We start from the raw sequence: 22,464 nt of genomic DNA, 5'->3' as shown, positions 1-22,464 counted from the left end.
GGTTGTCTCACCGCTTTCTGGGATCGAGGGCATGGACGATGACGTCCGAGACCATGTTGCCGAGCACGAAGACGATCGCCACGACAAGCACGCAACCCTGGATGACCGGCACATCGCGCTGCATGATGGCATCGAACAGCAGCAGCCCGACCCCCGGCCAGTTGAAGATGATCTCGGTGAAGATGACGCTGCCGAAGAGATAGCCGATCTGCAGGCCGCCGATATTGGCGAAGGTCGGCAAGGTGTTGCGCACCGCGTGGCGCAGCACGATCTGCCTGCGGCTCAGCCCCCTCGCCCGCGCCGCAAGGACATAGGGCTGGCCCAGCACGTCGATCATGCGCGAGCGGGTGACCCGGGTGACGACCGCGATGGACGAGGCCGCGGTGGTGATGGCCGGCAGCACCATGTGATGCAGCAATTGGCCGAGGCCTCCCGGGTCGACCATGTTGTACATGCCCGATATCGGGAACAGCTTCCATTTGAAGCCGAAGAAATAGAGCAGGACGATGCCCAGCCAGAACACCGGCAGGCTTGCCAGCACGAGGGTGAGCGCGACGACCGCGCGATCGGCAAAGGTGCGGAACCGCGGTGCCGACGCCACGCTGAGCACGAAGCCGGCGGCCAGCACGAGCGTCAGGCTGCCCGCCATCAGGATCAGCGAATTGACGATCTTGGGACCGAGGATCTGGGTGACCGGCAATTGTTGCGAGATCGAGTTGCCGATGTCTCCCCTGAACAGGTCGAGCAGCCAGCCGGCGTACTGGACGAGCAGCGGCCGGTCGAGCCCGAGGTCGAGGCGCAGGGCTTCGAGCTGTGCCTGGGTGGCCATGCGGCCGAGCAAGGTGAGCGCGATGTCTCCGGGAATGAGCTGCAACGACAGGAATACGATGACGGTCACGCCGAGCAGCACTGGCACGGCATAGAGCATCCTGGTTCCGATGAAAGCGATGATCGACACGGACAGCCTCCCAACTGCATCGCCGACCGGCCCGCGCTACGGGCCGGTCGGACGTGTGACGTCTACTGCTTGGTGATGCCGGTCAGGTCGAACCAGTGCTGCGGCGCCAGCACGAAGCCTTTGACTTCGGGCCGCGCGGCATACGTCGACATGGCGGTGTAGTAAGAGGTGAAGGCCATGTCGCCGGCGATGATGTCGCGAACCTCATGCAGCTTCTTGTCCATCTCCTCGCTCGACGCCGCACCGCGGGCAGCAGACAGCAACTCGTCGATCTTGGCGTTGCTGTAGTAGCCCGAGTTGCAGCAGTTCGGCGGCAGCGCACCGGTGGCAACGACCTGGTCGAGCCAGGCGAACGTGCTCTCTCCCCACGACGCCGAGGTCAGCCCGGTGCCATCGCGCATGCCCTTCGACATCATTTCCCAGAAGGTGTTGTTGTCGAACATCTCGATCGACGCCTTGATGCCGACCTTCTCGAAGTCGCGCTGAAGCCACTCCGCATCGCCCTTGGTGTTGACGTCGGCGCCGGCCCCGAAGGTCCAGTCCATGCGGGTGGTGAAGCCATCGGGATAACCGGCTTCGGCAAGCAGCTTCTTGGCGCCCTCGGGATCGTATTCGCAATCCTTGTAGCCCGGGTCGTAGCCGGGGCCGCCGAAATTGAGGACGCCGTAGGACGGCCGCGCCAGGCCCTTGCGCTGATACTTGGCCATGTCCTCGCGGTTGATGGCCATGCACATGGCCTTGCGCACCTTCGGATCCTTGAAATGCGGATCCTTGGTATTGATCCACATGACATACAGCATCGGGCTGTCGCCAGAGATGATCTGCATGCCCTGCTGCTTGAGGAACTCGAGCGAATCTGGCGACGGCGTGCCGATCACGTCGACCTCGCCGCCGACCAGCGCGAGTTCGCGGGTGGCAACCTCAGGAATGCCGCGCAGCACGATCTGGTCCGCTTTCGGCTTGCGCGCCTCGTTCCAGTAGGCCTCGTTGCGGGCGATGACCAGCTTCTCGCCGACGACCCGTTCGACGAACTTGAACGGCCCGGTCCCGACGGGATGTTGCTCGACATTGTCGTTGCCAAAGGTCTTGACCGCGGTCGGGCTGATCATCCGCGGCGCGCCGGAGCCGCCGGCCGCCATGCGGCGCAGGAACTCGGCATTGGGCTGCTTGAGGTTGATCTTGAAGGTGTTTTCGTCGACCACCTCGTAGCTGGCCAGGTCCTGCCACATCCAGCCCATCAGGCCGGGCGACACCGGCTGATGGAACTCGAAATTCTTGTCCGTCATCCGGTCCATGTTGAATTTCGCAGCTTCCGCGTTCCATGGCGTGCCATCATGGAACTGCACGCCCTTGCGGAGGTGGAACGTGTAGGACTTGCCGTCCTCCGACACATCCCAGCTTTCGGCGAGCGCAGGCACGATCGCCGGCGTCTCGGAGCCGCCCTTGGTGAGGTCCTCCTCGACGAAGGTTTCGAAGATATGGCGGACCACCTTGAAGGTGTTCCATGTCCGCGAGGCGTGTGGGTCGAGGCGACTGAAATCGGACTCGACGGCGAACACGATGGTATTGCCCTCGGCGTGCGCCAGGTCGACGACCGCAGTGCTGCCGAAGCTCGCGGCCAGCAGCACAAGCGCGCTACCAGCGAGGTGGTTGCGCATTCGGCGCATTATTCGTCTTGGGGCGTTGGACTTCCGAAACATCATGCTTTTCCTCCCAGTTGGACAGATGTTTCTTCCTCCGCGCCACCGCCCCTCAGCGGTGGTCGTAGAGAAAGCAGGCGACGTTGCGCTGGTTTTCTATTTCGATCAGCGGCGGTGCGGATCGACGGCATGCCTCGAAGCAGTCCGCGCAATTGCCGACATAGGGGCAGCACGAACCCCCGAGCTTGGCCGTTCCCTCGAGGTCTTCGGCGCGTTCGGCCGCCTGCTCCCAGCGCATGTCGCCGCGCACGTGCAGGACGGTTCCCAGGAAATCGCGGGTGAACGGATGTTTCGGCTCGCGGTAGACGGCTTCGCTCGATCCCGTCTCGAGGATATTGCCGCGGTACATGACGATCGTGCGGTCGCAGAACTGCTTGACGATCTTCAAATCGTGCGAGACGAACAGGAAAGTGAGATTGAGCTTTTTCTGAAGGTCTCCGAGCAGGTTGAGGATCTGCGCCTGGATCGAGACGTCGAGCGCCGAGACGGGCTCGTCGAGGAACAGGAACTCCGGCTCCAGGGCCAGGGCGCGGGCGATGGCGATGCGCTGGCATTGGCCCCCGCTGTACTCGTGCGGATAGCGATAGGACTGTGTCGGATCGAGGCCGACAAGCTCCAGCAAGTCCTCGACGCGCCGGCGGGCGACCGCCTTAGGAGTGCCGAAATTGAGCAGCGGCCGCTCGACATTCTCGGCCACGGTCCGGCGTGGATTGAGCGATTGCAGCGGGTCCTGGAAGACGATCTGCATGCGTCGGCGGAAGCCCCGCATCTCTTCCTGGGAAAGCGCACCGAGGTTCTGCCCGTCGTAGCGGACCTCGCCGCTGTCGGGCTCGATCAGCCGCAGGATCATCCGGCCAAGCGTCGATTTTCCCGAACCGGATCCGCCTACGCAGCCGAGAATCTCGCCCTTCCTGATATCCAGGCTGACGTTGTTGACGGCCTTGGTACTTGCCGTCGTGCGGCTGAACAAGGCGCCGCGCCTGACCGTGAAGGCCTTGTTGAGGTTGCGGACTTCGATCAGGTTCTGGGCGCTCACTGGCGTGCCTCCAGGTCGAACAGGTGGCAGCGGACGTAGCGTCCCGGCTCGGGATTGTGCCACGCCGGAACCTCGTCGCGGCAGCGGCCGGTGGCATGTTCGCAGCGCGGAGCGAAGCGGCAGCCCTTCGGCGGCGCCAGCAGATTTGGCGGCTCGCCGCGAATGTAGGTCATGCTGCCGTGATCCTCGTCCGGGTCGGGAATCGAGCGGATCAGCGCCTGGGTGTAGGGATGGTGCGGCGTGGCAAGCAGGTCTTCGACCGCGCCTTCCTCCTGCACGTGCCCGCCATACATCACCAGCACACGCGTCGCGATGGCGCGTACCACGCCGATGTCGTGGGTAATGAAGACGATCGGCAGCCCGGTGTCGCGGCTGCGGTTCTTGAGCAGCAGCAGGATCTTCGCCTGCACCCCGACGTCGAGCGCGGTCGTCGGCTCGTCGGCGATCAGCAATTTGGGTTGGCAGGCGAGCGCCATCGCCAGCCCGACGCGCTGACACATGCCGCCGCTGAGCTGGTGCGGGTAGCTTGCGAGTACCCTGTCCGGGTCAGCGAAGCCAACCTCGATCAGGGCCTCACGGGCGGCGGCCTGGGCGGCGGTGCGGTCGAGCTGCGGATTGTGCCGCAGCAGGGTCTCGACGAGTTGGAACTCGGCGGTGAACGAAGGATCGAGCGAGGCGCGCGGGTTCTGGAAGATCATGCCGATGGTCTTGCCGCGCACGTCTTCGAGTTCGCGCTCGCTGAGGGCGAGGATGTTCTTGCCGTCGATCTCGATCTCGCCGCCAAGATATTTGCCCGGCGGCGTCGGCACCAGTTTCATCAGCGACAGCGCGGTCACTGTCTTGCCGGAGCCGGACTCGCCGATGATGGCCAGAATTTCATTCTGGCTGAGCGAGAAGCTTACATCGTCAACCGCCCGGGCGACGCCGGCAGGGGTGACAAAAGCGGTCCTCAGATTACGGACCGAAAGAACGACATCGGCGTCCTGCAGCACTCAGTTTCCTCCCGAGATCGAGTTGGAAAGCGCGATCACCAATTCGTTTCATGTATACAATTTATTGTCAACATCGTACTCACGAAGAATAAGATGTACGGCGCCTGGGGTGTTCAGCAGCCGGCAGAAGCCTGCTTAGGCTGCCTTCTCGGGCCTTTCAGCCTCCCATGGCATGTTAGATTGACGGCGGCACCATGCGGCCCGCAATCACCTCAGAGAGGTGAATTCAAGTCACATTATGCACAATGTATTGACAATATCGTATACTTTTGAGGTCGTAAATGGCCTCTGCCGACATCCATCCATTGAGCTAATTGCCTGCCAGCCGTGGCGGAGTAAGATGTATCATGGGCAGGTGGGGTAACGCCGACGTGACGCCTTAAATGTATCGTTCAAGCGTTGCGTCGGCCACCCGCCCCCGCCACCTACGCAATGCCAATGGCCCGCTTGGATCGAGCATCCAGGCGGGCCGTTCGTTTGATTTTCGAACGCAAGAAGCAACAGGCGGAGGCCCCGCTGCGGCCTGACCCCGTTGCAGCGTTGCGTGGCACCGCAATCCCTCAAATGAAAATAAATTGACACAAGGGCAAATCTGCGATTGCATCGCCGTTGCCTGATGATGCGAACGCGCGAGCTTTCGCTCAGGCGAGGATGGCGACTGCAGCGTCAGTCGGTGTCTGGACAGCATGATCAGAGCAAGCCCGCTCAACCTACCAGTCGATGACGATCCGGAACTCGCAATTCCAGGGACAGGGCTCATAGCGCGACGAGGCTGACACGCAGCTTCGTCGGAGTGAATGAGAACCGACCTGGAGAAGTTGCATGTCCGTAGACCTGCTCGTCCGTGACGCATACGTGTATGTCGATCGCGGTTGGGAAATCGCCGACGGCTGGATCGCCGTCAAAGACAAGAGAATCCATTCGGTGGGCAAGGCCGGCGACGAACCGGTCGCTGCGAAGGTTATCTCCGCGCGCGGCCGATTGGTCACGCCCGGCCTGATCAACGCCCACCACCACATGTATCAGAACCTGACACGCTCCTACGCGCCGGTGACCAACGGCACATTGTTCGAGTGGCTGACCGGGCTCTACCCGATGTGGGCGGGCCTGACGGAAGAATCCGTCTACGCCTCGACCTATGTCGCGATGACTGAACTGCTGATGGGCGGCTGCACCACCTCGATGGACCACATGTATGTCCATCCCAAGCCCAAACTGATCGACGCCCAGATCCGCGCCAGCACCGACATCGGCTTCCGCTTCTACGCGACGCGCGGGTCTATGACGCGTTCGGTCGAGGATGGCGGCCTGCCGCCGGCCTCGGTGGTCCAGCGCGAGGACGACATCCTCGACGACAGCATCCGTCTGGTCGAGGCGTACCACGACGCCAGGCCGGGCGCGATGACGCGCGTGGCGCTGGCGCCGTGCTCGCTGTTTTCCGTCACCGAACGCATCATGTCGGAATCGGCGCGCCTCGCCGACAAATACGACCTCAGGCTGCACACCCACCTCGCCGAGGACCCCGAGGAGGACAAGTATTGCGCCGAGGTCTATGGCTGCACGCCGACCGAATATTTCGAGCGCGTCGGCTGGGCCAGCAAGCGCTCCTGGGTCGCGCATTTCATCTACCCCACTGACGCGGAGATCGGCCGGCTTGCCCATGCCGGCGTCTGCGCCACACAGTGTCCGTGCTCCAACATGCTGATCGGCGGCGGCTCGGCCGACGCCATGGGCCTGCGCGCGCGCGGCATGCGCGTCGGGCTCGGCTGCGACGGCTCGGCCTCCACCGACCATGCCTCGATGTGGCTGGAGGCGCGCACCGCGCTGCTGCTTGGACGCTACCGCAACGGGCCGCACTCGATGTCGGCGCGCGACGCGCTCGACATCGCGACCCGCGGCGGCGCGGCCTGCCTTGGCTGGGAAGACGAGATCGGCCACCTCAGGCCCGGCGCCTGCGCCGATTTCGTCCTCTGGAGCATGTCGGAGGTGGCCCTCGCCGGCGCCCACAGCGACCCGGTCGAGGCCTGGCTGCGCTGCGGCCCGGCGACCGCCGGCACGACGGTCGTCAACGGCCGGATCCTCGTCGAGGACGGTCGCCCGGTGATGCCCGGGCTCGGCGACGTGCTTGCCGAGCATGCCCGGCATTCACGCCGCATGCAGTGCCTCGAAGCCTGACCAACAGCATCACTCAACGCCGCCAAGGCGGCACATACTTCTGGGAGGAGGTATCATGGCTGAATATGTTCAAGCCCATGCGGGCGAGCATGACGTCGTCGAAAGCGCGGTCGGGGATGTGGAGGAGAACATCCCCGCCCAGCGCCGGATCGCATTGGGGCTGCAGCAGGCGCTTGTGTCCAATGCCTGGCTCGATCCGATCTTCATAGCCTCGGTGGCGGGCTTTTCCGCCGCCCTGGCGACCAATCTCGTGACGGCTACATTCCTCGCCGCCGGCGTGGTCACGGTCATCCAGAGCACCAAGCTCGTGCGTTTGCCGGTGGTGCAGGGCCCGTCCTCGGCATTCTCTCCGCTGGCCATCGGCTACTACAAGGCCGGCACCATTTCGGCCGCCAGCCTCGGGCTGATCATCGGGGCGGCGTTCGTCTTCATCCTGTCGGTGCTGGGCCAGTTCGCCCGGCTGCGGCGGCTGCTTTCTCCGGCAGTGTCCGGCACCATCATTACCTTGGTGGGCATAGCCCTTGCCGGCTTCACATTCATGGAGTTCTTTGGCGGCATCGGCACGTCCAATTTTGCCACCGGCCAAAGCGTCTTCCTCGCCTGCGTGACGACCGCCGTCGTCCTGATCAGCGCGGCACTCGGCGGCACGTTTCGCATGTTCGGATTCCTGATCGCCCTGGTCGTCGGCGACGCCCTGGCCTTCGGCCTGGGCCAACTCGACTTCTCGGGCGTGGGCCAGGCACCCTGGGTCGCCTTCCCCAGGCTCCTGCCCTATGGCTCCCTCACCTTCGATCCTGCAATCACCATCACCATGTGCATCGTCTTCGTGGTGGCGGTGGTCGAGGCCATGGGCATGTATGAGGCCACCGCCCGGCTGACCGGCGTCGAACTCAGCGACAAGCGCGTCAACGCCGGTATCGCCGGCGAGGCGGGCGGGTCGATGCTTGCGGCACTCATCGGCGGCTTCGGCACCACCGCCTATGCCCAGAACCTGGGCGTGATCCGGCTGACCGGCGTCGCCAGCCGGCATGTCGTGCGCGTCGCCGGTTTCATCTTCATCGCGCTGGCCTTCCTGCCCAAGGTCGCAGCAGTGCTGGTCGCGACGCCGGCCGCCGTGGTCGGCGGCCTGTTCCTGCCGGCAGCAGCGACTGTGGTCATGACCGGCATCCAGATGGCCAGCCAGGATCGCGGCTCGGCGGTCAAGAACCTGGTCGCACCGCTCGGCCTCATGGCGGGTCTGGGCATCCCGGCACTTGCTGGAGCGCTGTCGGGAGGCCTGCCGCAGGTCCTTGCCGAAATGCTCACCCATTCGATCGTCGTGGGTGCAGTCACCGTCTTCGCCGCGGAAATCCTGCTGGTGCGGATGCCCGAACTGCTGCGGGGCCGCTGACCCTGCCTATGCGTACAGTCGACACGAGACAGCCCCGCCAGCCGGAATCGGCGGGGCCAGCAATGGAAATTCAGCGAAACATGCTTCCGTCAATGCGTGCCCGGCTGGCCAACCCACGACCATCCGCTCTCAACAGCCGCACGGCCGCCGAGGCTCCTTCGGGCATGCGTTCATGACGGTTAACGATGCGCGCACCAGTTTTTTGGCAGGTGTTTTGGCCTCGCCATGGATAGGCCGGCCGTTAGCGCTTCGTCCAAGCTTGAAGTGAAACATGCAGTCTCGGGCATGCCACCGAAATGGTTGACCCGAATGCTGCTGCCCCTCTTGCTCATCAGGATTCCGACAATTCTCAACTGCTCCCGAACCTCGCGGAACGTCATTTTACTCTCCCGCCACCACGTGACCCCTCAGCAAGATTAGTGAGCACTAAATTAGCTCCACAGGCAAGGGCTTGGTTAATCGTTGGTTAACGAAAACGAGCGGAATCCGCTTCCGCGCCCAGTAGCCCTTGCTGCATGTGCGAGGGATTTCGTTTGCCTCGGCAACTGCTAGAATTCCCCACGCCTGGCGTGAGGTCGTGCTGCCATGAAGTGCTACCTGATCAATCTTGACCGCTCGCCCGGCCGGCTGGCGTTCATGGCCGAACAATTCGAGCGCCTGAACCTGTCCTACATCCGCATCCCGGCGATCGACGGCCTGATACTCGGCGACGATGTTTTGACCGTGCACAAGATGCAAGCGGCCATAACGGCGTGCTTCCTGAGCCATCGGTCGGCCTGGCAGGCATTTCTCCACTCGGGCGAAGCGTTCGCGGCGATCGTGGAGGATGACGCCTGGCTGGCTCCCGCTGCAGGTCATTTCCTCGCTGTTGAAAGCTGGATTCCCGCGGGCGCAGACATCATCAAGCTCGAAACGACGGGAACCAAGGCGGCGGTCGCCAACGACCCCATTTTCCTGGGGCCGGCCAGGTCGCTCCGCAGGCTGCATTCGCTGCACGAAGGTGGCGCCTGCTACGTCGTCTCACGGGCAGCCGCCGCAAGGCTCATCGAGGTCTCCGAGCACTTTGTCCTTCCGTTGGACATGTTCGTGTTCGGGCAACCCGTCATCGACGACATGAACGTCTACCAGATGATCCCTGCGCCAGTCAGGCAGAAGAGCACCGTCGAGACCGAAGCCGTCGGCGAATTCCACAGCACCATCGACCTGTTCCGCTTTTCGGAGCCGCGTCCCAGGCAGAAGCGCAGCATCCGGAAACTGCGGCATGAATTCGTCCGCCCCTTCCGCCAGGCCTGGGCTCTTGTTAGGCGGGCCATGAAGCTCGACGACTTCACGAAGCAGCGTATTCCATTCGGCTGAAGCTGAGGCGGTCGCCTGCCGCTTCTGTGCCGGAGCCTGAAACGAAAAGGCCCGCAGCAACGGGCGGGCCTCGCGTTTGGATGCTGCCCTGTCTTCAGTGCCCGGGATGCAGGGCGTCGTTCAGGTACATGCAGGTCAGCATGGTGAAGATGTAGGCCTGGATCACCGCCATCAGCAGTTCCAGTGCGGTCAGCGCCACCGTCATCGCCAGCGGCAGGACGGCTGCGAAGACACCAAGCGTGCCCATGCCGCCGAGGCTGACGATGAAGCCGGCAAACACCTTGAGCGTGATGTGGCCGGCGAGCATGACGGCGAACAGTCGCACCGAATGGCTGATCGGCCGCGAGATGTAGGACACGATCTCGATCGGCACGATGATCGGCGAAAGCACCAGTGGCACGCCGGATGGCAGGAACAGGCGGAAGAAGCCGAGACCGTTCTTCCAGATGCCGTAGAGCGTGACGGTCGCGAACACCAGCATGGCGAACGAGAACGTCACGATGATGTGGCTGGTGACCGTGAACGCATAGGGGAACATGCCGGCCAGGTTGGCGATCAGGATGAAGACGAACAGCGAGAACACCAGCGGGAAGAAGCGCATCCCCCCCTCGCCCGCATTGTCGCGCAATGTCTTCGAAACGAACTCGTAGATCAGCTCGGTGATCGACTGCAGGCGGGTGGGCACCAGCGCGCGCGCATTGGTGGAAAGCATCAGGAACAACCCGCTGAACACCGCAACGCCCACCATGTAGGCAGCCGAATTGGTGAAGGCGATTTCCTGGCCCCCAAGCTCGAAGAGGGTGAAAATCGGCTTGATTTCAAACTGTTCTATCGGTCCCGCCACAGCGCCTCTCCGGTCTGTTCGATTGGTGATGAAAAAGCGCGCATCAAGGAGCGAGGCCCGGAAGCCCGGGGCGGCCGAGTGCGCCCACGGGCCGTCAATCGCCGGTCCGCAACGTCTTCGCTATTTTTCAGGATGAATTTCGGTCGGGGTGACAATTGATCGGCGCCATCTTTTGGATGGGGCCGTCCCCGAATGAGCAAGGCACTGGTCGTCCAGTGCGTGGGCTTGTTAGCCTAACCGGCGAGCGCAGACAAGACACAAGGTGACGCGGCGCAAAGCGCTCCACGTCAGATGTGGAGCGCGTGGCCGAGCGTGCGCAGCGCAGCCTCGAGGAAGGCTTCGCCTTGCGTCGGGTGGGCGTGGATCGTACCGGCTATGTCTTCGAGACGTGCGCCCATCTCGATTGCCAGGCCGAAGGCGGCCGAAAGCTCCGAAACGCCGGTGCCCACCGCCTGGATGCCGAGCACCAGATGGTTGTCGGCGCGGGCAACGATGCGGACGAACCCGTCCTCCCCGAGCAAGGTCATCGCCCGGCCATTGGCCGAGAACGGGAACTGCGACGACTTGATCTCGATGCCGAGGGCCTTGGCCTCATCTGGCGACAGACCCGCAGTGACGACCTCGGGATCGGTGAAGCAGACGGCGGGGATCGAGCGCTTGTCCCAGCTGCGCTTGTGGCCGGCGACGATCTCGGCGACCATCTCGCCCTGCGCCATCGCGCGGTGTGCCAGCATCGGCTCGCCGGTGACGTCGCCGATGGCATAGATACCACGCATCGAGGTGCGGCACTGCTCGTCGATGCGGATGAAGCGGCCGTCGCGGTCGAGGTCGATCTCTTCCAGGCCCCAGCCGTCGACCAGCGGCTTGCGGCCGACGGTGACGAGCACTTTGTCGGCGACAATCTTCTGCTCGCCGCCGTCGGCCGCTTCGACCAGAAGTGCGTCGCCCTTGGCGGACAAGCCCTTGGCCTTGGCGCCCGTGAGCACCTTGACACCGAGTGCTTCCAGCCGCTTGGCGACCGGCCGGGTAAGCTCCGCATCGTATTGCGGCAGGATGCGCGGCAACGCCTCGACCACGGTCACCTTGGCGCCGAGCTTGGCGAAGGCCGTTCCGAGCTCGAGCCCGATGTAGCCGCCGCCGACAACCGCCAGCGCCTGCGGCACCTGCTTGAGCGCCAGCGCTTCGGTCGAAGAAATCACCGCCCCGCCAAAGGGCAGGAACGGCAGTTCGACGGGAGCCGATCCCGTCGCGATGACGATGGTCTCGGCACGGATCACCTGCAGACCGGTTTCGGTCTCGACCTCGACGGTCTTGCCGTCGCGGAAACGCGCCCAGCCCTGCACCGACTTGACCTTGGCCTTCTTGAGCAGGCCTGCGACGCCGGTGGTCAGGCGGCCGACGATGCGGTCCTTCCAGGCGACGGTCTTGGCAAGATCGAGCGCAGGTGCGGACAGGCTGATACCGAGCGGGCTGGTGCCCCCGGCCATTTCGCTCACCTTGAGATACTCGTCGGCCGCGTGGATCATCGCCTTGGACGGGATGCAGCCGACATTGAGGCAGGTACCGCCAGGTTTGACCGCCTCGACGATGACCGTGTCGACGCCGAGCTGACCGGCGCGGATGGCGCAGATATAGCCGCCGGGACCGGCACCGATGACGAGAAGCTTGCAGGAGATTTCCTTCACAGCCTCAGCCCTCCACGAAGATCATTGCCGGCGCCTCGAGCAGCGCCTTCAGGCGCTGGACGAAGACTGCCGCATCCCAGCCGTCGATGACGCGATGGTCGAAGCTGGACGACAGGTTCATCATCTTGCGCGGCACGAACTGGGTGCCGTCCCACATCGGCCGGATCATGATCTTGTTGACCCCGACGATCGCCACTTCCGGATAGTTGATGACGGGCGTCGTGGCGACGCCACCCATCGCGCCGAGCGAGGTGATGGTGATGGTCGAGCCGGTCAGCTCTTCGCGCGTCGCGGTGCCGGCCTTGGCGGCTTCGGCCAGGCGGTTGACCTCGCCAGCGCAATCCCAGATGTCACGCGCCTCGGCGTGCCTGACGACAGGCACCATCAGCCCGCCCGGGGTCTGCGCCGCCATGCCGATATGCACGCCGGCATGGCGCTGGATGACGCCGGCATCGTCGTCATAGATCGCGTTGAGCTGGGGCTGCTCGGCCACCGCCTTGACCAGCGCCCGCATCAGGAACGGCAGCAAGGTCAGCTTCGGCCTGTCAGGCTTCTTCGAGGCATTGAGCTTGGCGCGCAGTTCCTCCAGCGCAGTGACGTCGATCTCCTCGACATAGGTGATGTGGGGGATGCGTGACTTGGCCAGCGCCATCTTCTCGGCAATCCGCCGGCGCAGCCCGATGACCTTGATCTCCTCGACCTCGGTCCTTGCCAGCAGCCCGGCCGTGGGAACCGCCGAACCCCGCGCCGCAAAGCCGTCGAGATCGTCATGGGTGATGCGGCCGGCCGGACCGGTACCGGAGACCTGGCGCAGGTCGATGCCAGCTTCCTTGGCCCGCAGCCTGACCGCGGGCGATGCCAGCGGCCGCTCGCCCTCTGGGCGCGGCAGACCGATGGTCGCGGCGGCACCCCTAGCCCCTCCCCCCAAGGGGGAGGGGGATCCGGTTGGCGCTTTTGCAGTTTCTTTGCCGGCCTTCGAAGTGTCGGATTTCGAGACGGCAATGGACGGTTGTTCCCCTCCCCCTTGTGGGGAGGGGTCAGGGGTAGGGGTACCCTGCACACCCGAAGGCTTCTCAGCCTCTGTCGCAGCCACACCACCCTCGCCGGCAACCTTGATCCTGACGATTGGCGAGCCCACCGGGACCGTGTCGCCGATCTCGGCGCCAAGCCAGAGGATTTCGCCATCGACGGGCGACGGGATCTCGACCGTCGCCTTGTCGGTCATGACGGCGGCAAGTACGGCGTCCTCGCGCACGAGGTCGCCGATCTTGACGTGCCATTCGACCAGTTCGGCCTCGGCCACGCCCTCACCGACGTCGGGAAGCTTGATGACATGTTCGCCCATGCTCAGGCCTCCATTGTTTCGATCAAAGCTTCGCCGACCCGTTTGGGTCCGGGGAAGTAGTCCCATTCCTGGGCATGCGGATAGGGCGTGTCCCAGCCGGCGACGCGGGCGACGGGTGCTTCGAGGTGGTAGAAGCAGTTTTCCTGCACCAGCGACACCAGTTCGGCGCCGAAACCCGACGTCAGCGTCGCCTCATGCACCACCACGCAGCGGCGGGTCTTCTTGACCGAGGCGACGATGGTCTCGAGATCGAGCGGCAGCAGCGTCCTGAGGTCGATCACCTCGGCGTCGATGCCGGTCTCCTCGGCTGCCGCCTGGGCGACATAGACCATGGTGCCATAGGCGAGCACGGTGACGGCGGAACCGGGCCGGCGAATCTCGGCCTTGCCGAGCGGCACCGTGTAATGGCCTTCCGGCACCTCGCCCAAATCATGCTTGGACCAGGCCGTGACGGGTCGGTCGTGATGGCCGTCGAAGGGACCGTTGTACAATCGTTTCGGCTCCAGAAAGATCACCGGATCGGGGTCCTCGATCGAAGCGATCAGCAGTCCCTTGGCGTCGAGCGGATTGGACGGAACCACCACCTTGAGGCCTGAAACATGGGTGAACAATGCCTCGGGGCTCTGGCTGTGGGTCTGGCCGCCGAAGATGCCGCCGCCTGTCGGCATGCGGATGACGATCGGGCAGGTGAATTCGCCATTGGAGCGGTAGCGCAATCGTGCCGCTTCCGAAACGATCTGGTCGTATGCTGGATAGACATAGTCGGCGAACTGGATTTCAATGCAGGGCTTGAGGCCATAGGAAGCCATGCCGACGGCAGCGCCGACGATGCCCAGTTCGCTGATCGGCGCGTCGAAACAGCGCGACCGGCCGTATTTCTGTTGAAGCCCTTGCGTGCAGCGGAAGACGCCGCCGAAATAGCCGACGTCCTCGCCGAACACGACGACGTTGTCGTCGCGGCCCATGGCAACGTCCATGGCGCTGCGGATGGCCTCGATCATTGTCATGCGCGGCATGGGCTACACTCCCGCCTTCTGGCGCTGGCGACGGAGATGCGCCGGCATCTCGGCATAGACACCCTCGAACATGTCGCGCGTTGACGGCTTGCCGCCGGCATGCAGCGTGCCATGGCTCTCGGCTTCCTTCTGCGCTGCGATGACTGTTTCGAGGATCTCGGCCTCGGTCTGCTTGTGGCGGTCGTCGGACCACAGGCCACGCCTGATGAGATGGTTCTTCAGCCGGATCACAGGGTCCCCGAGCGGCCAGGCGTCCGACTCGGTCTTGGGCCGGTAGGCAGAGGGATCGTCCGAGGTCGAGTGCGCCCCGACGCGATAGGTGACGTATTCGACCAGTGTCGGCCCGAGGTTGCTGCGGGCGCGCTCGGCCGCCCATTTCGCCACCGCGTGGACGGCGAGATAGTCGTTGCCGTCGACGCGCAGGGCCGGGATGCCGAAGCCGAGGCCGCGCGCCGCAAAGGTGCCGGAGCCGCCACGGGCAATGCCCTGGAAGGTCGAGATCGCCCACTGGTTGTTGACGACGTTGAGCACGACGGGCGCCCTGTAGGTCGAGGCGAAGACCAGGGCCGCGTGGAAGTCGCTCTCGGCGGTGGCACCGTCGCCGACCCAGCCGACCGCGATCTTGGTATCGCCCTTGATGGCAGACGCCATCGCCCAGCCCACCGCCTGGATGTACTGCGTCGTCAGATTGCCGGAGATGGAGAAGAAACCGTGCTCCTTGGCCGAATACATGATCGGCAGCTGGCGGCCCTTCAGCGGATCCTTCTCGTTGGAATAGATCTGGTTCATCATGTCGACCATCGGATAGCCGCCGGCGATCAGCAGGCCGGCCTGGCGATAGGTCGGGAAATTCATGTCGCCCTTGTTGAGCGCCTTGCGGAATGCGCAGCTCACCGCCTCCTCGCCCATATGCTGCATGTAGAACGAGGTCTTGCCCTGGCGCTGGGCCATCTGCATGCGCGCGTCGAAGGTGCGCAGCGTCATCATGTGGCGCAGGCCTTCGAGCTGTTCCTCGTCGGTCAGTGTGCCGGCCCACGGCCCGACCGCATCGCCCTCGCGGTTGAGCACGCGGATGATCGAATAGGCGAGATCGCGGATCGTCCTGGGGTCGACATCGACCGGCGGCCGGTCGACCGAACCGGCCTTGGGGATCGGCACGTTGGAGAAGTCTGGCGTTCCGCCTGGCCGCACTTCGGGCTCGGGCACGTGAAACTTGAGTGGCGAGGGATTGTCCGTCACGGATGCTCCTCCTGTCTTGCCTGCGGGCCGAACGTCCTTCCCCGGAACACCGCAAGCGCCAGACAATTTATGTCAGTGATACTGACCTATTATCCGATCGTCATCGAAACTTCAATGGGGTCCCGACATCAGGGACTTTGGCATTGTCTCGGCTTCAACGAAAGGCCGTTGACAGCACCGGCATTCCTCGCCCATGTTGCCGGCCTCACCAGGGGGGTCCCGACAAGGGGCTGAGATACTGCTGGCTCGCGCAGCGCAGTGACCCGTTGAACCTGATCCAGTTCACACTGGCGTAGGGACGGTGCGAGGCGCTGCAGGCCGGCTATCCGGCTTTGGCAATCGGGTTCACGCCCGAGGTCCCCGGGCAAAACCTCACCTCCTCCTCATCGCACGAACTGGGTCTCCATAGCACCGGAGACTCACTCATGAATGCCCACACCCCGACAGTCACGACCGGCGAACTTCCCGCTTCGAGGAAGGTTCACAAGGCAGGAAAGCTGCATCCCGAAATCCGGGTGCCGATGCGCGAAATATCGGTTCACCCGACATCCGGCGAGCCGCCCGTCTCCGTCTACGATTCGTCCGGCCCCTATACCGACACGACGGTGCAGACCGACATCGAGCGCGGCCTGCCGCGGCTGCGTGAGGACTGGATCATCGCCCGCGGCGACGTCGAGCGCTATGACGGCCGCGCGGTCAAGGACGCGGACAACGGCTTCGTCTCGCCCGAACGGCTGACGCCGGCGTTCCCGGTGCGCAGCGCCCCGCTGCGCGCCACCGGCGGCCGCGCCGTCACCCAGCTCGCCTATGCCCGCGCCGGCATCGTCACGCCCGAGATGGAATTTGTCGCCATCCGCGAAAACCTTGGCCGCGAGCAGCTCAAGGCAAAGCTCCAGCGCGACGGCGAAAGCTTCGGCGCAGCCGTTCCCGATTTCGTCACGCCCGAATTCGTCCGCGACGAGGTGGCGCGCGGCCGCGCCATCATCCCCTCCAACATCAACCATCCCGAGAGCGAGCCGATGATCATCGGCCGCAATTTCCTGGTCAAGATCAACGCCAACATCGGCAATTCCGCCGTCACCTCGTCGATGGCCGAGGAGGTCGAGAAGATGGTGTGGGCCACGCGATGGGGCGCCGACACGGTGATGGACCTGTCCACCGGCCGCAACATCCACAACATCCGCGACTGGATCGTCCGCAATTCGCCGGTGCCCATCGGCACGGTGCCGCTCTACCAGGCGCTCGAAAAAGTTGGCGGTATCGCCGAGGACCTGACCTGGGAGGTGTTCCGCGACACGCTCATCGAGCAGGCCGAGCAGGGCGTCGACTATTTCACCATCCATGCCGGCGTGCGCCTGGCCTACATCCACCTGACCGTCGACCGCGTCACCGGCATCGTCTCGCGCGGCGGCTCGATCATGGCCAAGTGGTGCCTGCACCATCACAAGGAGAGCTTCCTCTACGAGCACTTCGAGGAAATCTGCGACATCTGCCGCACCTATGACGTGGCGTTTTCGCTCGGCGACGGCCTGCGTCCCGGCTCGATTGCGGACGCCAACGACGCCGCCCAGTTCGCCGAACTGGAGACCCTGGGCGAGCTGACCAGGATCGCCTGGGCCAAGGATTGCCAGGTGATGATTGAAGGCCCTGGCCACGTGCCGATGCACAAGATCAAGGAGAACATGGACAAGCAACTGGAGGTCTGCGGCGAAGCGCCTTTCTACACGCTCGGGCCGCTCACCACCGACATTGCGCCCGGCTACGACCACATCACCTCGGGCATCGGCGCGGCGATGATCGGCTGGTTCGGCACGGCGATGCTCTGCTACGTCACGCCCAAGGAACATCTCGGCCTGCCCGACCGCGACGACGTCAAGGTCGGCGTCATCACCTACAAGATCGCAGCACACGCCGCCGACCTCGCCAAGGGCCACCCGGCGGCCAAGGTCAGAGACGATGCACTGTCGCGGGCGCGATTCGAGTTCCGCTGGGAGGACCAGTTCAACCTGTCGCTCGACCCCGAAACGGCGCGCGCCTACCACGACCAGACCTTGCCCAAGGAGGCGCACAAGGTGGCGCATTTCTGCTCCATGTGCGGCCCGAAATTCTGCTCGATGCGGATCTCCCACGACATCCGCGCCGAGGCGCAGAAGGAAGGGCTGGCAGCGATGGCGGCAAAGTACCGCGACGGCGGCGACCTCTACATGCCGGTCGACAACGCCGAGCCGGCGGAGACAGCGAGCCAGCCATGAAGGTGCTGATCCGCGGCGCAGGCGTCGCCGGGCTGACGCTCGCACATGAGCTGGCGACACGCGGCGCCGAGGTGACCGTGGTCGAGAAGCGCAGGCAGATCGCCGGCAATGCCTCGTGGCATGCCGGCGGCATGCTGGCGCCGTGGTGCGAGCGCGAAAGCGCCGAAGAGGCAGTGCTCTCGCTCGGGCGAGACGCCGCCGACTGGTGGAATGCCGCCTTGCCCGGCCATGTCATGCGCAACGGCACGCTGGTCGTGGCACCGGCGCGTGATGCGGCCGAACTCGACCGCTTCGGCCGGCGCACATCGGCTTTTCGGCAGATCGATGCCGAGGCCGTCACTGCACTCGAGCCAGACCTCGAAGGACGTTTCGGACGTGCATTGTTCTTCGCCCAGGAGGCGCACCTCGATCCGCGGAAGGTGCTGCTAGGGCTAAAGGAAAAGCTGGTGCAGATGGGCGTGCGTTTCGAGTTCGGCTTTGGCGCCGTGCAGGCGCCTGGGTCGCCTGGTATCGAGGTCGACTGCACCGGCATGGCCGACACGCGGCCAGGCTTGCGCGGCGTGCGTGGCGAGATGCTGATCCTGCGCACTACGGAGGTTTCCCTCGCGCGACCGGTGCGGCTGCTGCATCCGCGCATCCCGGTTTATGTCATCCCGCGGTCGGGCAACCTGTTCATGGTCGGCGCGACGATGATCGAGAATGACGCTACCCGGCCGATCACCACGCGCTCGGTGATGGAACTGCTCAACGCCGCCTACGCGCTGCATCCGGCCTTCGGCGAGGCCAAACTGGTCGAGACGGGTGTTGGCGTCCGCCCCGCCTTCGCCGACAACCTGCCGCGCGTCGAGCGCGACGGGAACACCATCCGCATCAACGGCCTCTATCGCCACGGCTTCCTGCTCGCGCCCGCCATCGCGCGGCAGGCCGCCGGCCTGATCCTAGGCCACGAGACGAAGAAGGAGCTCGCCGATGAAGCTCACCGTTAACGGCGAAAGCCACGAGGTTGCGGCCGGCACGCTGGCGGCATTGCTTGCAGAACTCGACTACGAGGGCGGCTGGCTCGCCACGGCGCTGAACGGCGAGGTTGTGCCGGCAAGGGAACGCGACGGCTGCGTGCTGGCCGAGGGCGACCGTATCGAAATCCTCGCACCGATGAAGGGAGGGTGAGTTCATGCTCGAACTCTACGGACAACAGGTCTCCTCCAGGCTTCTCCTCGGCACCGCCCTCTACCCCTCGCCTGCGATCATGGCCGAGGCGATCAAGGCGTCTGGCGCCGACATCGTCACCGTCTCGCTGCGCCGCGAAACATCCGGCGGCAAGACCGGCGGGCAGTTCTGGTCGCTGATCCAGTCGCTCGGCGTGCGTGTGTTGCCCAACACCGCCGGCTGCCATTCGATCAAGGAAGCGGTGACGACGGCGCGCATGGCGCGTGAGGTGTTCGGCACCAACTGGATCAAGCTCGAAGTCATCGGCAATCACGACACGCTGCAGCCCGACGTGTTCGGGCTGGTCGATGCGGCGAAAATCCTAGCCGCAGAAGGCTTCGAGGTTTTTCCCTACACGACCGACGATCTCGTTGTCGCCGGCCGGCTGGTCGATGCCGGCTGCAAGGTGCTGATGCCCTGGTGCGCGCCGATCGGGTCGGCGCGAGGTCCGCAAAACCCTGATGCCCTGCGCAGCCTGCGCGGCCATTTCCCTGATGTGCCCTTGATCGTCGACGCCGGCATCGGCCGCCCGTCGCATGCGGCCACCGTCATGGAACTCGGCTACGACGCCGTGCTGCTCAACACCGCCGTCGCCAAGGCCGGCGACCCCGTTGCCATGGCGGCTGCCTTCGGCAAGGCCGTCAGGGCCGGACGCCAGGCATTCGGTGCCGGCCTGCTCGAACCGCGCGACATGGCCGTCCCCTCCACCCCCGTCATCGGCATGGCAGCGTTCTCATGAAGCTCGACCCGTTCTACTTCATCGTCGATTCCGCCGCCTGGATCGAGCGCCTGGTGCCGTTGGGCGTGAAGCTGGTGCAGCTGCGCATCAAGGACATGGACGAGGCCGGCCTGCGTTCCGAGATCCGAGCCGCGAAGGTTGTCTGCGAACGCCATGGCTGCCAGCTCATCGTCAACGACCACTGGCGCCTCGCCATCGACGAGGGCTGCAACTTCGTCCATCTCGGCCAGGAAGACCTCGCCGAAGCCGATGTAAGTGCCATCCGCCGCGCCGGCCTGAAACTCGGCCTCAGCACCCATGACGATGCCGAACTCGACACGGCGCTTGCAGCAACACCAGACTATGTCGCGCTCGGCCCCGTCTATCCGACCATCCTCAAGGCGATGAAATGGACACCGCAGGGGCTCGACCGCATCGCCACCTGGAAACAGCGCGTCGGCACGGTGCCGCTGGTCGCCATCGGCGGGCTCAACGTCGAGCGCATCCCTGGCGTCTTCGCACAAGGCGCCGACAGCGCTGCCGTCGTCACCGACATCACCTTGAATACCGACCCGGAGGGCCGCACCCGCCAATGGCTGGCGGCGACGGCTCAATGGCGATGACCCCGCATGTGCTCATCGTCGCCGGCTCGGATTCGAGCGGCGGCGCCGGCATCATCCGCGATGTCGAAACGGTGTCGGCCTTCGGCCTGCGCAGCTGCGTTGCGGTCACAGCGGTAACGGTCCAGTCGCATCAGGCGGTCGCACGCATCGAGCAGATGCTGCCCGACCTCGTCGCCGCCCAGATGCGCACGGCATTGGCAGCCAATCCGGTCAAGGCGGCCAAGATCGGCATGCTCGGCAGCGCCCCGACCATAGAGACGGTCTCTTCGGTACTGGCAAGCAGCCTGCCGATCCCCGTGGTGCTCGACCCGGTGCTGGCCTCGACCTCGGGACGACCATTGCTCGACGCAAATGCCATGGCATCGCTCAAGCGCAAGCTGTTTCCGCTGTGCACGCTGGTCACCCCCAACCTGCCCGAACTGGCGCTGCTGTCCGGCCTGCCGCTCGCCATTGGCGAACGCGACATCCTCCGGCAGGCCGGCAGGCTGTTCGACGCAACCGCCCCCGCCATTCTCGTCAAGGGCGGTCACGCATCGGGAGAATCGTCGACGGACCTGCTGCTCCTGCCGGGACGCGATCCAATCCGGTTCGACGCGTCGCGCATTCCGGTGGCCATGCGTGGCACCGGCTGCATGCTGGCGAGCGCGATAGCGGCGCATCTGGCGCAAAATGAAACGCTGGAGAACAGCGTCGGCAAGGCGAAGCGCCATGTCTTCGCCAAGCTTCTCGCCTCGATCTCCTGAGCGCCTAGCCCAGCCGGGCGGCGTGCCAGCGCAGATGGTCGTCCATGAAGGTGGAGATGAAGTTGTAGGAATGGTCATAGCCGTCCTGCATGCGCAGGGTCAGCCCGATGCCGGCCTTCTTGCAGGCATCTTCGAGCAGCCACGGCCGCAGGCCTTCCTGGAGGAAGCCGTCCGAGGTCCCCTGGTCGGCCAGAAACTCCGGAAAACGCTTGCCATCCTCGATCAGCAGCGTCGTGTCATAGGCGCGCCAAGCAGCCTCATCGGTGCCGAGATATTTTTCCAGTGCCGGCTTCGACCAGCCCGCCGTCGAAGGCTGGGCGATCGGCGCGAAGGCCGAGCAGCTCTTGAAGCGTTCCGGGTTCTTCAGCGCGATGGTCAGCGCGCCGTGGCCGCCCATCGAATGACCTGTTATCGACTGGCGTGACATGTCGGCCGGGAAGTTCGCCGCGATCAGTGCCGGCAGCTCTTCGATGACGTAGGAGTACATGCGGTAGTTCTTCGCGAACGGCGCCTGCGTCGCGTCGACATAGAAGCCGGCGCCCGAACCGAACTGCCAGTTGTCCTTCTCGTCGGGAATGCCCTCGCCGCGCGGGCTGGTGTCGGGGCAGACGATCATCAGCCCGAGCTCGGCCGCGAGGCGACGGTATTCGCCCTTGTCCATGACGTTGGCGTGAGTGCAGGTCAGGCCCGAGAGATACCACAGCACCGGCACCGGACCGTCCTTGGCCTGCGGCGGCACGAACACCGCAAAGGTCATGTCGCAGGCACACGCTTCCGATGCGTGCGAATAGACACCCTGGATGCCGCCATGCGACTTCGACGTGGAAACGGTCTTCATCTGCTCTGCCTTCTCATCAACAATCCCGCCCCGCATACCCTCGGCGGACGGGGCCTGCAACGCTCAAAAAGATACCGGCGGCGCGGCCGAGAGGTCTTGGAGCCCTCGAACGCACCGCCGGTCGACGCCTGGCTTGGGGAACATGCGGGCAAGCTGGGAGGCTTTGGAGTCCCGCAACAAGGCCCAGGCGTGGTTCCGTTTCTAGTAGACGACGACGCTTCTGATGCTCTCGCCGGCATGCATCAGGTCGAAGCCCTTGTTGATGTCTTCGAGCTTGAGCGTATGCGTGATCATCGGGTCGATCTGGATCTTGCCCTCCATGTACCAGTCGACGATCTTCGGCACGTC

At 64.6% G+C, this 22,464-nt stretch carries 19 protein-coding genes, 1 pseudogene and 1 riboswitch; of the genes and pseudogenes, 9 read left to right on the top strand and 11 right to left on the bottom strand.

All coding sequences use genetic code 11. The features are described from left to right. Positions 1 to 7 precede the first annotated feature (7 nt). The 4 genes from GGR00_RS22160 to GGR00_RS22145 form a co-directional block, all read right to left on the bottom strand. Entirely contained in the window at positions 8 to 958 is a 951-nt protein-coding gene (locus GGR00_RS22160; RefSeq protein ID WP_244487796.1) for an ABC transporter permease, read from the bottom strand. A gap of 62 nt (positions 959 to 1,020) precedes the next feature. Then, positions 1,021 to 2,616 carry an ABC transporter substrate-binding protein gene (locus tag GGR00_RS22155; protein ID WP_210315109.1) on the bottom strand — a complete coding sequence of 532 codons (1,596 nt, stop codon included), beginning with the start codon at positions 2,614 to 2,616 and terminating at the stop codon, positions 1,021 to 1,023. Positions 2,617 to 2,710: 94 nt separating this feature from the next. Then, positions 2,711 to 3,694 carry an ATP-binding cassette domain-containing protein gene (locus GGR00_RS22150; protein WP_055973346.1) on the bottom strand — a complete coding sequence of 328 codons (984 nt, stop codon included), beginning with the start codon at positions 3,692 to 3,694 and terminating at the stop codon, positions 2,711 to 2,713. Further along, positions 3,691 to 4,686 (bottom strand): ABC transporter ATP-binding protein, encoded by a 996-nt coding sequence (locus GGR00_RS22145; protein ID WP_200943447.1) that lies wholly within the window; start codon positions 4,684 to 4,686, stop codon positions 3,691 to 3,693. Before GGR00_RS22145 ends, GGR00_RS22150 begins: the two co-directional genes overlap by 4 nt. Before the next feature lie 822 nt (positions 4,687 to 5,508). Between GGR00_RS22145 and GGR00_RS22140 the strand changes: the two genes are divergently transcribed. The 3 genes from GGR00_RS22140 (at position 5,509) to GGR00_RS22130 (ending at position 9,607) form a co-directional block, all read left to right on the top strand. Then, on the top strand, positions 5,509 to 6,861 hold the full coding sequence (locus GGR00_RS22140) for an 8-oxoguanine deaminase (protein WP_055973349.1): 1,353 nt from the start codon (positions 5,509 to 5,511) through the stop codon (positions 6,859 to 6,861). A gap of 55 nt (positions 6,862 to 6,916) precedes the next feature. Next, complete coding sequence (locus GGR00_RS22135; RefSeq protein WP_055973352.1) at positions 6,917 to 8,251, top strand: uracil-xanthine permease family protein; 1,335 nt, start codon at positions 6,917 to 6,919, stop codon at positions 8,249 to 8,251. A gap of 585 nt (positions 8,252 to 8,836) precedes the next feature. Beyond that, complete coding sequence (locus GGR00_RS22130) at positions 8,837 to 9,607, top strand: glycosyltransferase family 25 protein (RefSeq protein ID WP_055973355.1); 771 nt, start codon at positions 8,837 to 8,839, stop codon at positions 9,605 to 9,607. Positions 9,608 to 9,701: 94 nt separating this feature from the next. Here the strand turns inward: GGR00_RS22130 and GGR00_RS22125 are convergent, their stop codons facing one another. The 5 genes from GGR00_RS22125 to GGR00_RS22105 form a co-directional block, all read right to left on the bottom strand. Beyond that, positions 9,702 to 10,451, bottom strand: a complete 750-nt coding sequence (locus tag GGR00_RS22125; RefSeq protein ID WP_055973357.1) for a F0F1 ATP synthase subunit A — start codon at positions 10,449 to 10,451, stop codon at positions 9,702 to 9,704. A 287-nt stretch (positions 10,452 to 10,738) separates the two neighbouring features. Then, positions 10,739 to 12,136, bottom strand: a complete 1,398-nt coding sequence (gene lpdA, locus GGR00_RS22120) for a dihydrolipoyl dehydrogenase (RefSeq protein ID WP_055973360.1) — start codon at positions 12,134 to 12,136, stop codon at positions 10,739 to 10,741. A gap of 4 nt (positions 12,137 to 12,140) precedes the next feature. Next, entirely contained in the window at positions 12,141 to 13,481 is a 1,341-nt protein-coding gene (locus tag GGR00_RS22115) for a dihydrolipoamide acetyltransferase family protein (RefSeq protein WP_055973363.1), read from the bottom strand. Between the two features lie 2 nt (positions 13,482 to 13,483). After that, complete coding sequence (locus GGR00_RS22110) at positions 13,484 to 14,497, bottom strand: alpha-ketoacid dehydrogenase subunit beta (protein ID WP_055973366.1); 1,014 nt, start codon at positions 14,495 to 14,497, stop codon at positions 13,484 to 13,486. A gap of 3 nt (positions 14,498 to 14,500) precedes the next feature. Beyond that, positions 14,501 to 15,736 (bottom strand): thiamine pyrophosphate-dependent enzyme, encoded by a 1,236-nt coding sequence (locus tag GGR00_RS22105; RefSeq protein WP_184701210.1) that lies wholly within the window; start codon positions 15,734 to 15,736, stop codon positions 14,501 to 14,503. 200 nt (positions 15,737 to 15,936) lie between these two features. Next, positions 15,937 to 16,053, top strand: a riboswitch (TPP riboswitch). Positions 16,054 to 16,161: 108 nt separating this feature from the next. Between GGR00_RS22105 and thiC the strand changes: the two genes are divergently transcribed. The 6 genes from thiC to GGR00_RS22075 are packed head-to-tail and all read left to right on the top strand — an operon-like array spanning position 16,162 to position 21,278. Then, a complete protein-coding gene (thiC, locus tag GGR00_RS22100) occupies positions 16,162 to 17,988 on the top strand; it encodes a phosphomethylpyrimidine synthase ThiC (RefSeq protein WP_184701208.1) in 1,827 nt (608 codons plus the stop codon). After that, on the top strand, positions 17,985 to 18,974 hold the full coding sequence (gene thiO, locus GGR00_RS22095; protein WP_184701207.1) for a glycine oxidase ThiO: 990 nt from the start codon (positions 17,985 to 17,987) through the stop codon (positions 18,972 to 18,974). Before thiC ends, thiO begins: the two co-directional genes overlap by 4 nt. After that, complete coding sequence (thiS, locus tag GGR00_RS22090) at positions 18,958 to 19,155, top strand: sulfur carrier protein ThiS (protein ID WP_184701205.1); 198 nt, start codon at positions 18,958 to 18,960, stop codon at positions 19,153 to 19,155. The genes thiO and thiS overlap by 17 nt, the downstream gene beginning before the upstream one ends. A gap of 4 nt (positions 19,156 to 19,159) precedes the next feature. Then, positions 19,160 to 19,933, top strand: coding sequence for a thiazole synthase (locus GGR00_RS22085; protein ID WP_184701204.1), 774 nt, complete (start codon positions 19,160 to 19,162; stop codon positions 19,931 to 19,933). Then, on the top strand, positions 19,930 to 20,535 hold the full coding sequence (locus GGR00_RS22080) for a thiamine phosphate synthase (RefSeq protein WP_184701202.1): 606 nt from the start codon (positions 19,930 to 19,932) through the stop codon (positions 20,533 to 20,535). The genes GGR00_RS22085 and GGR00_RS22080 overlap by 4 nt, the downstream gene beginning before the upstream one ends. Then, positions 20,526 to 21,278, top strand: coding sequence for a hydroxymethylpyrimidine/phosphomethylpyrimidine kinase (locus GGR00_RS22075; protein ID WP_184701200.1), 753 nt, complete (start codon positions 20,526 to 20,528; stop codon positions 21,276 to 21,278). Before GGR00_RS22080 ends, GGR00_RS22075 begins: the two co-directional genes overlap by 10 nt. Positions 21,279 to 21,282: 4 nt before the next feature. Here the strand turns inward: GGR00_RS22075 and fghA are convergent, their stop codons facing one another. Beyond that, positions 21,283 to 22,116, bottom strand: coding sequence for an S-formylglutathione hydrolase (gene fghA / locus GGR00_RS22070; RefSeq protein ID WP_184701198.1), 834 nt, complete (start codon positions 22,114 to 22,116; stop codon positions 21,283 to 21,285). A 201-nt stretch (positions 22,117 to 22,317) separates the two neighbouring features. Next, a pseudogene (locus GGR00_RS22065) lies at positions 22,318 to 22,464 on the bottom strand (S-(hydroxymethyl)glutathione dehydrogenase); the annotation flags it as partial.

This window comes from Aminobacter aganoensis (assembly GCF_014206975.1).
Lineage (GTDB): Bacteria > Pseudomonadota > Alphaproteobacteria > Rhizobiales > Rhizobiaceae > Aminobacter > Aminobacter aganoensis.
Note: the sequence above shows the minus strand (reverse complement) of the source record. Positions and strands in the feature narration are given on the sequence as shown.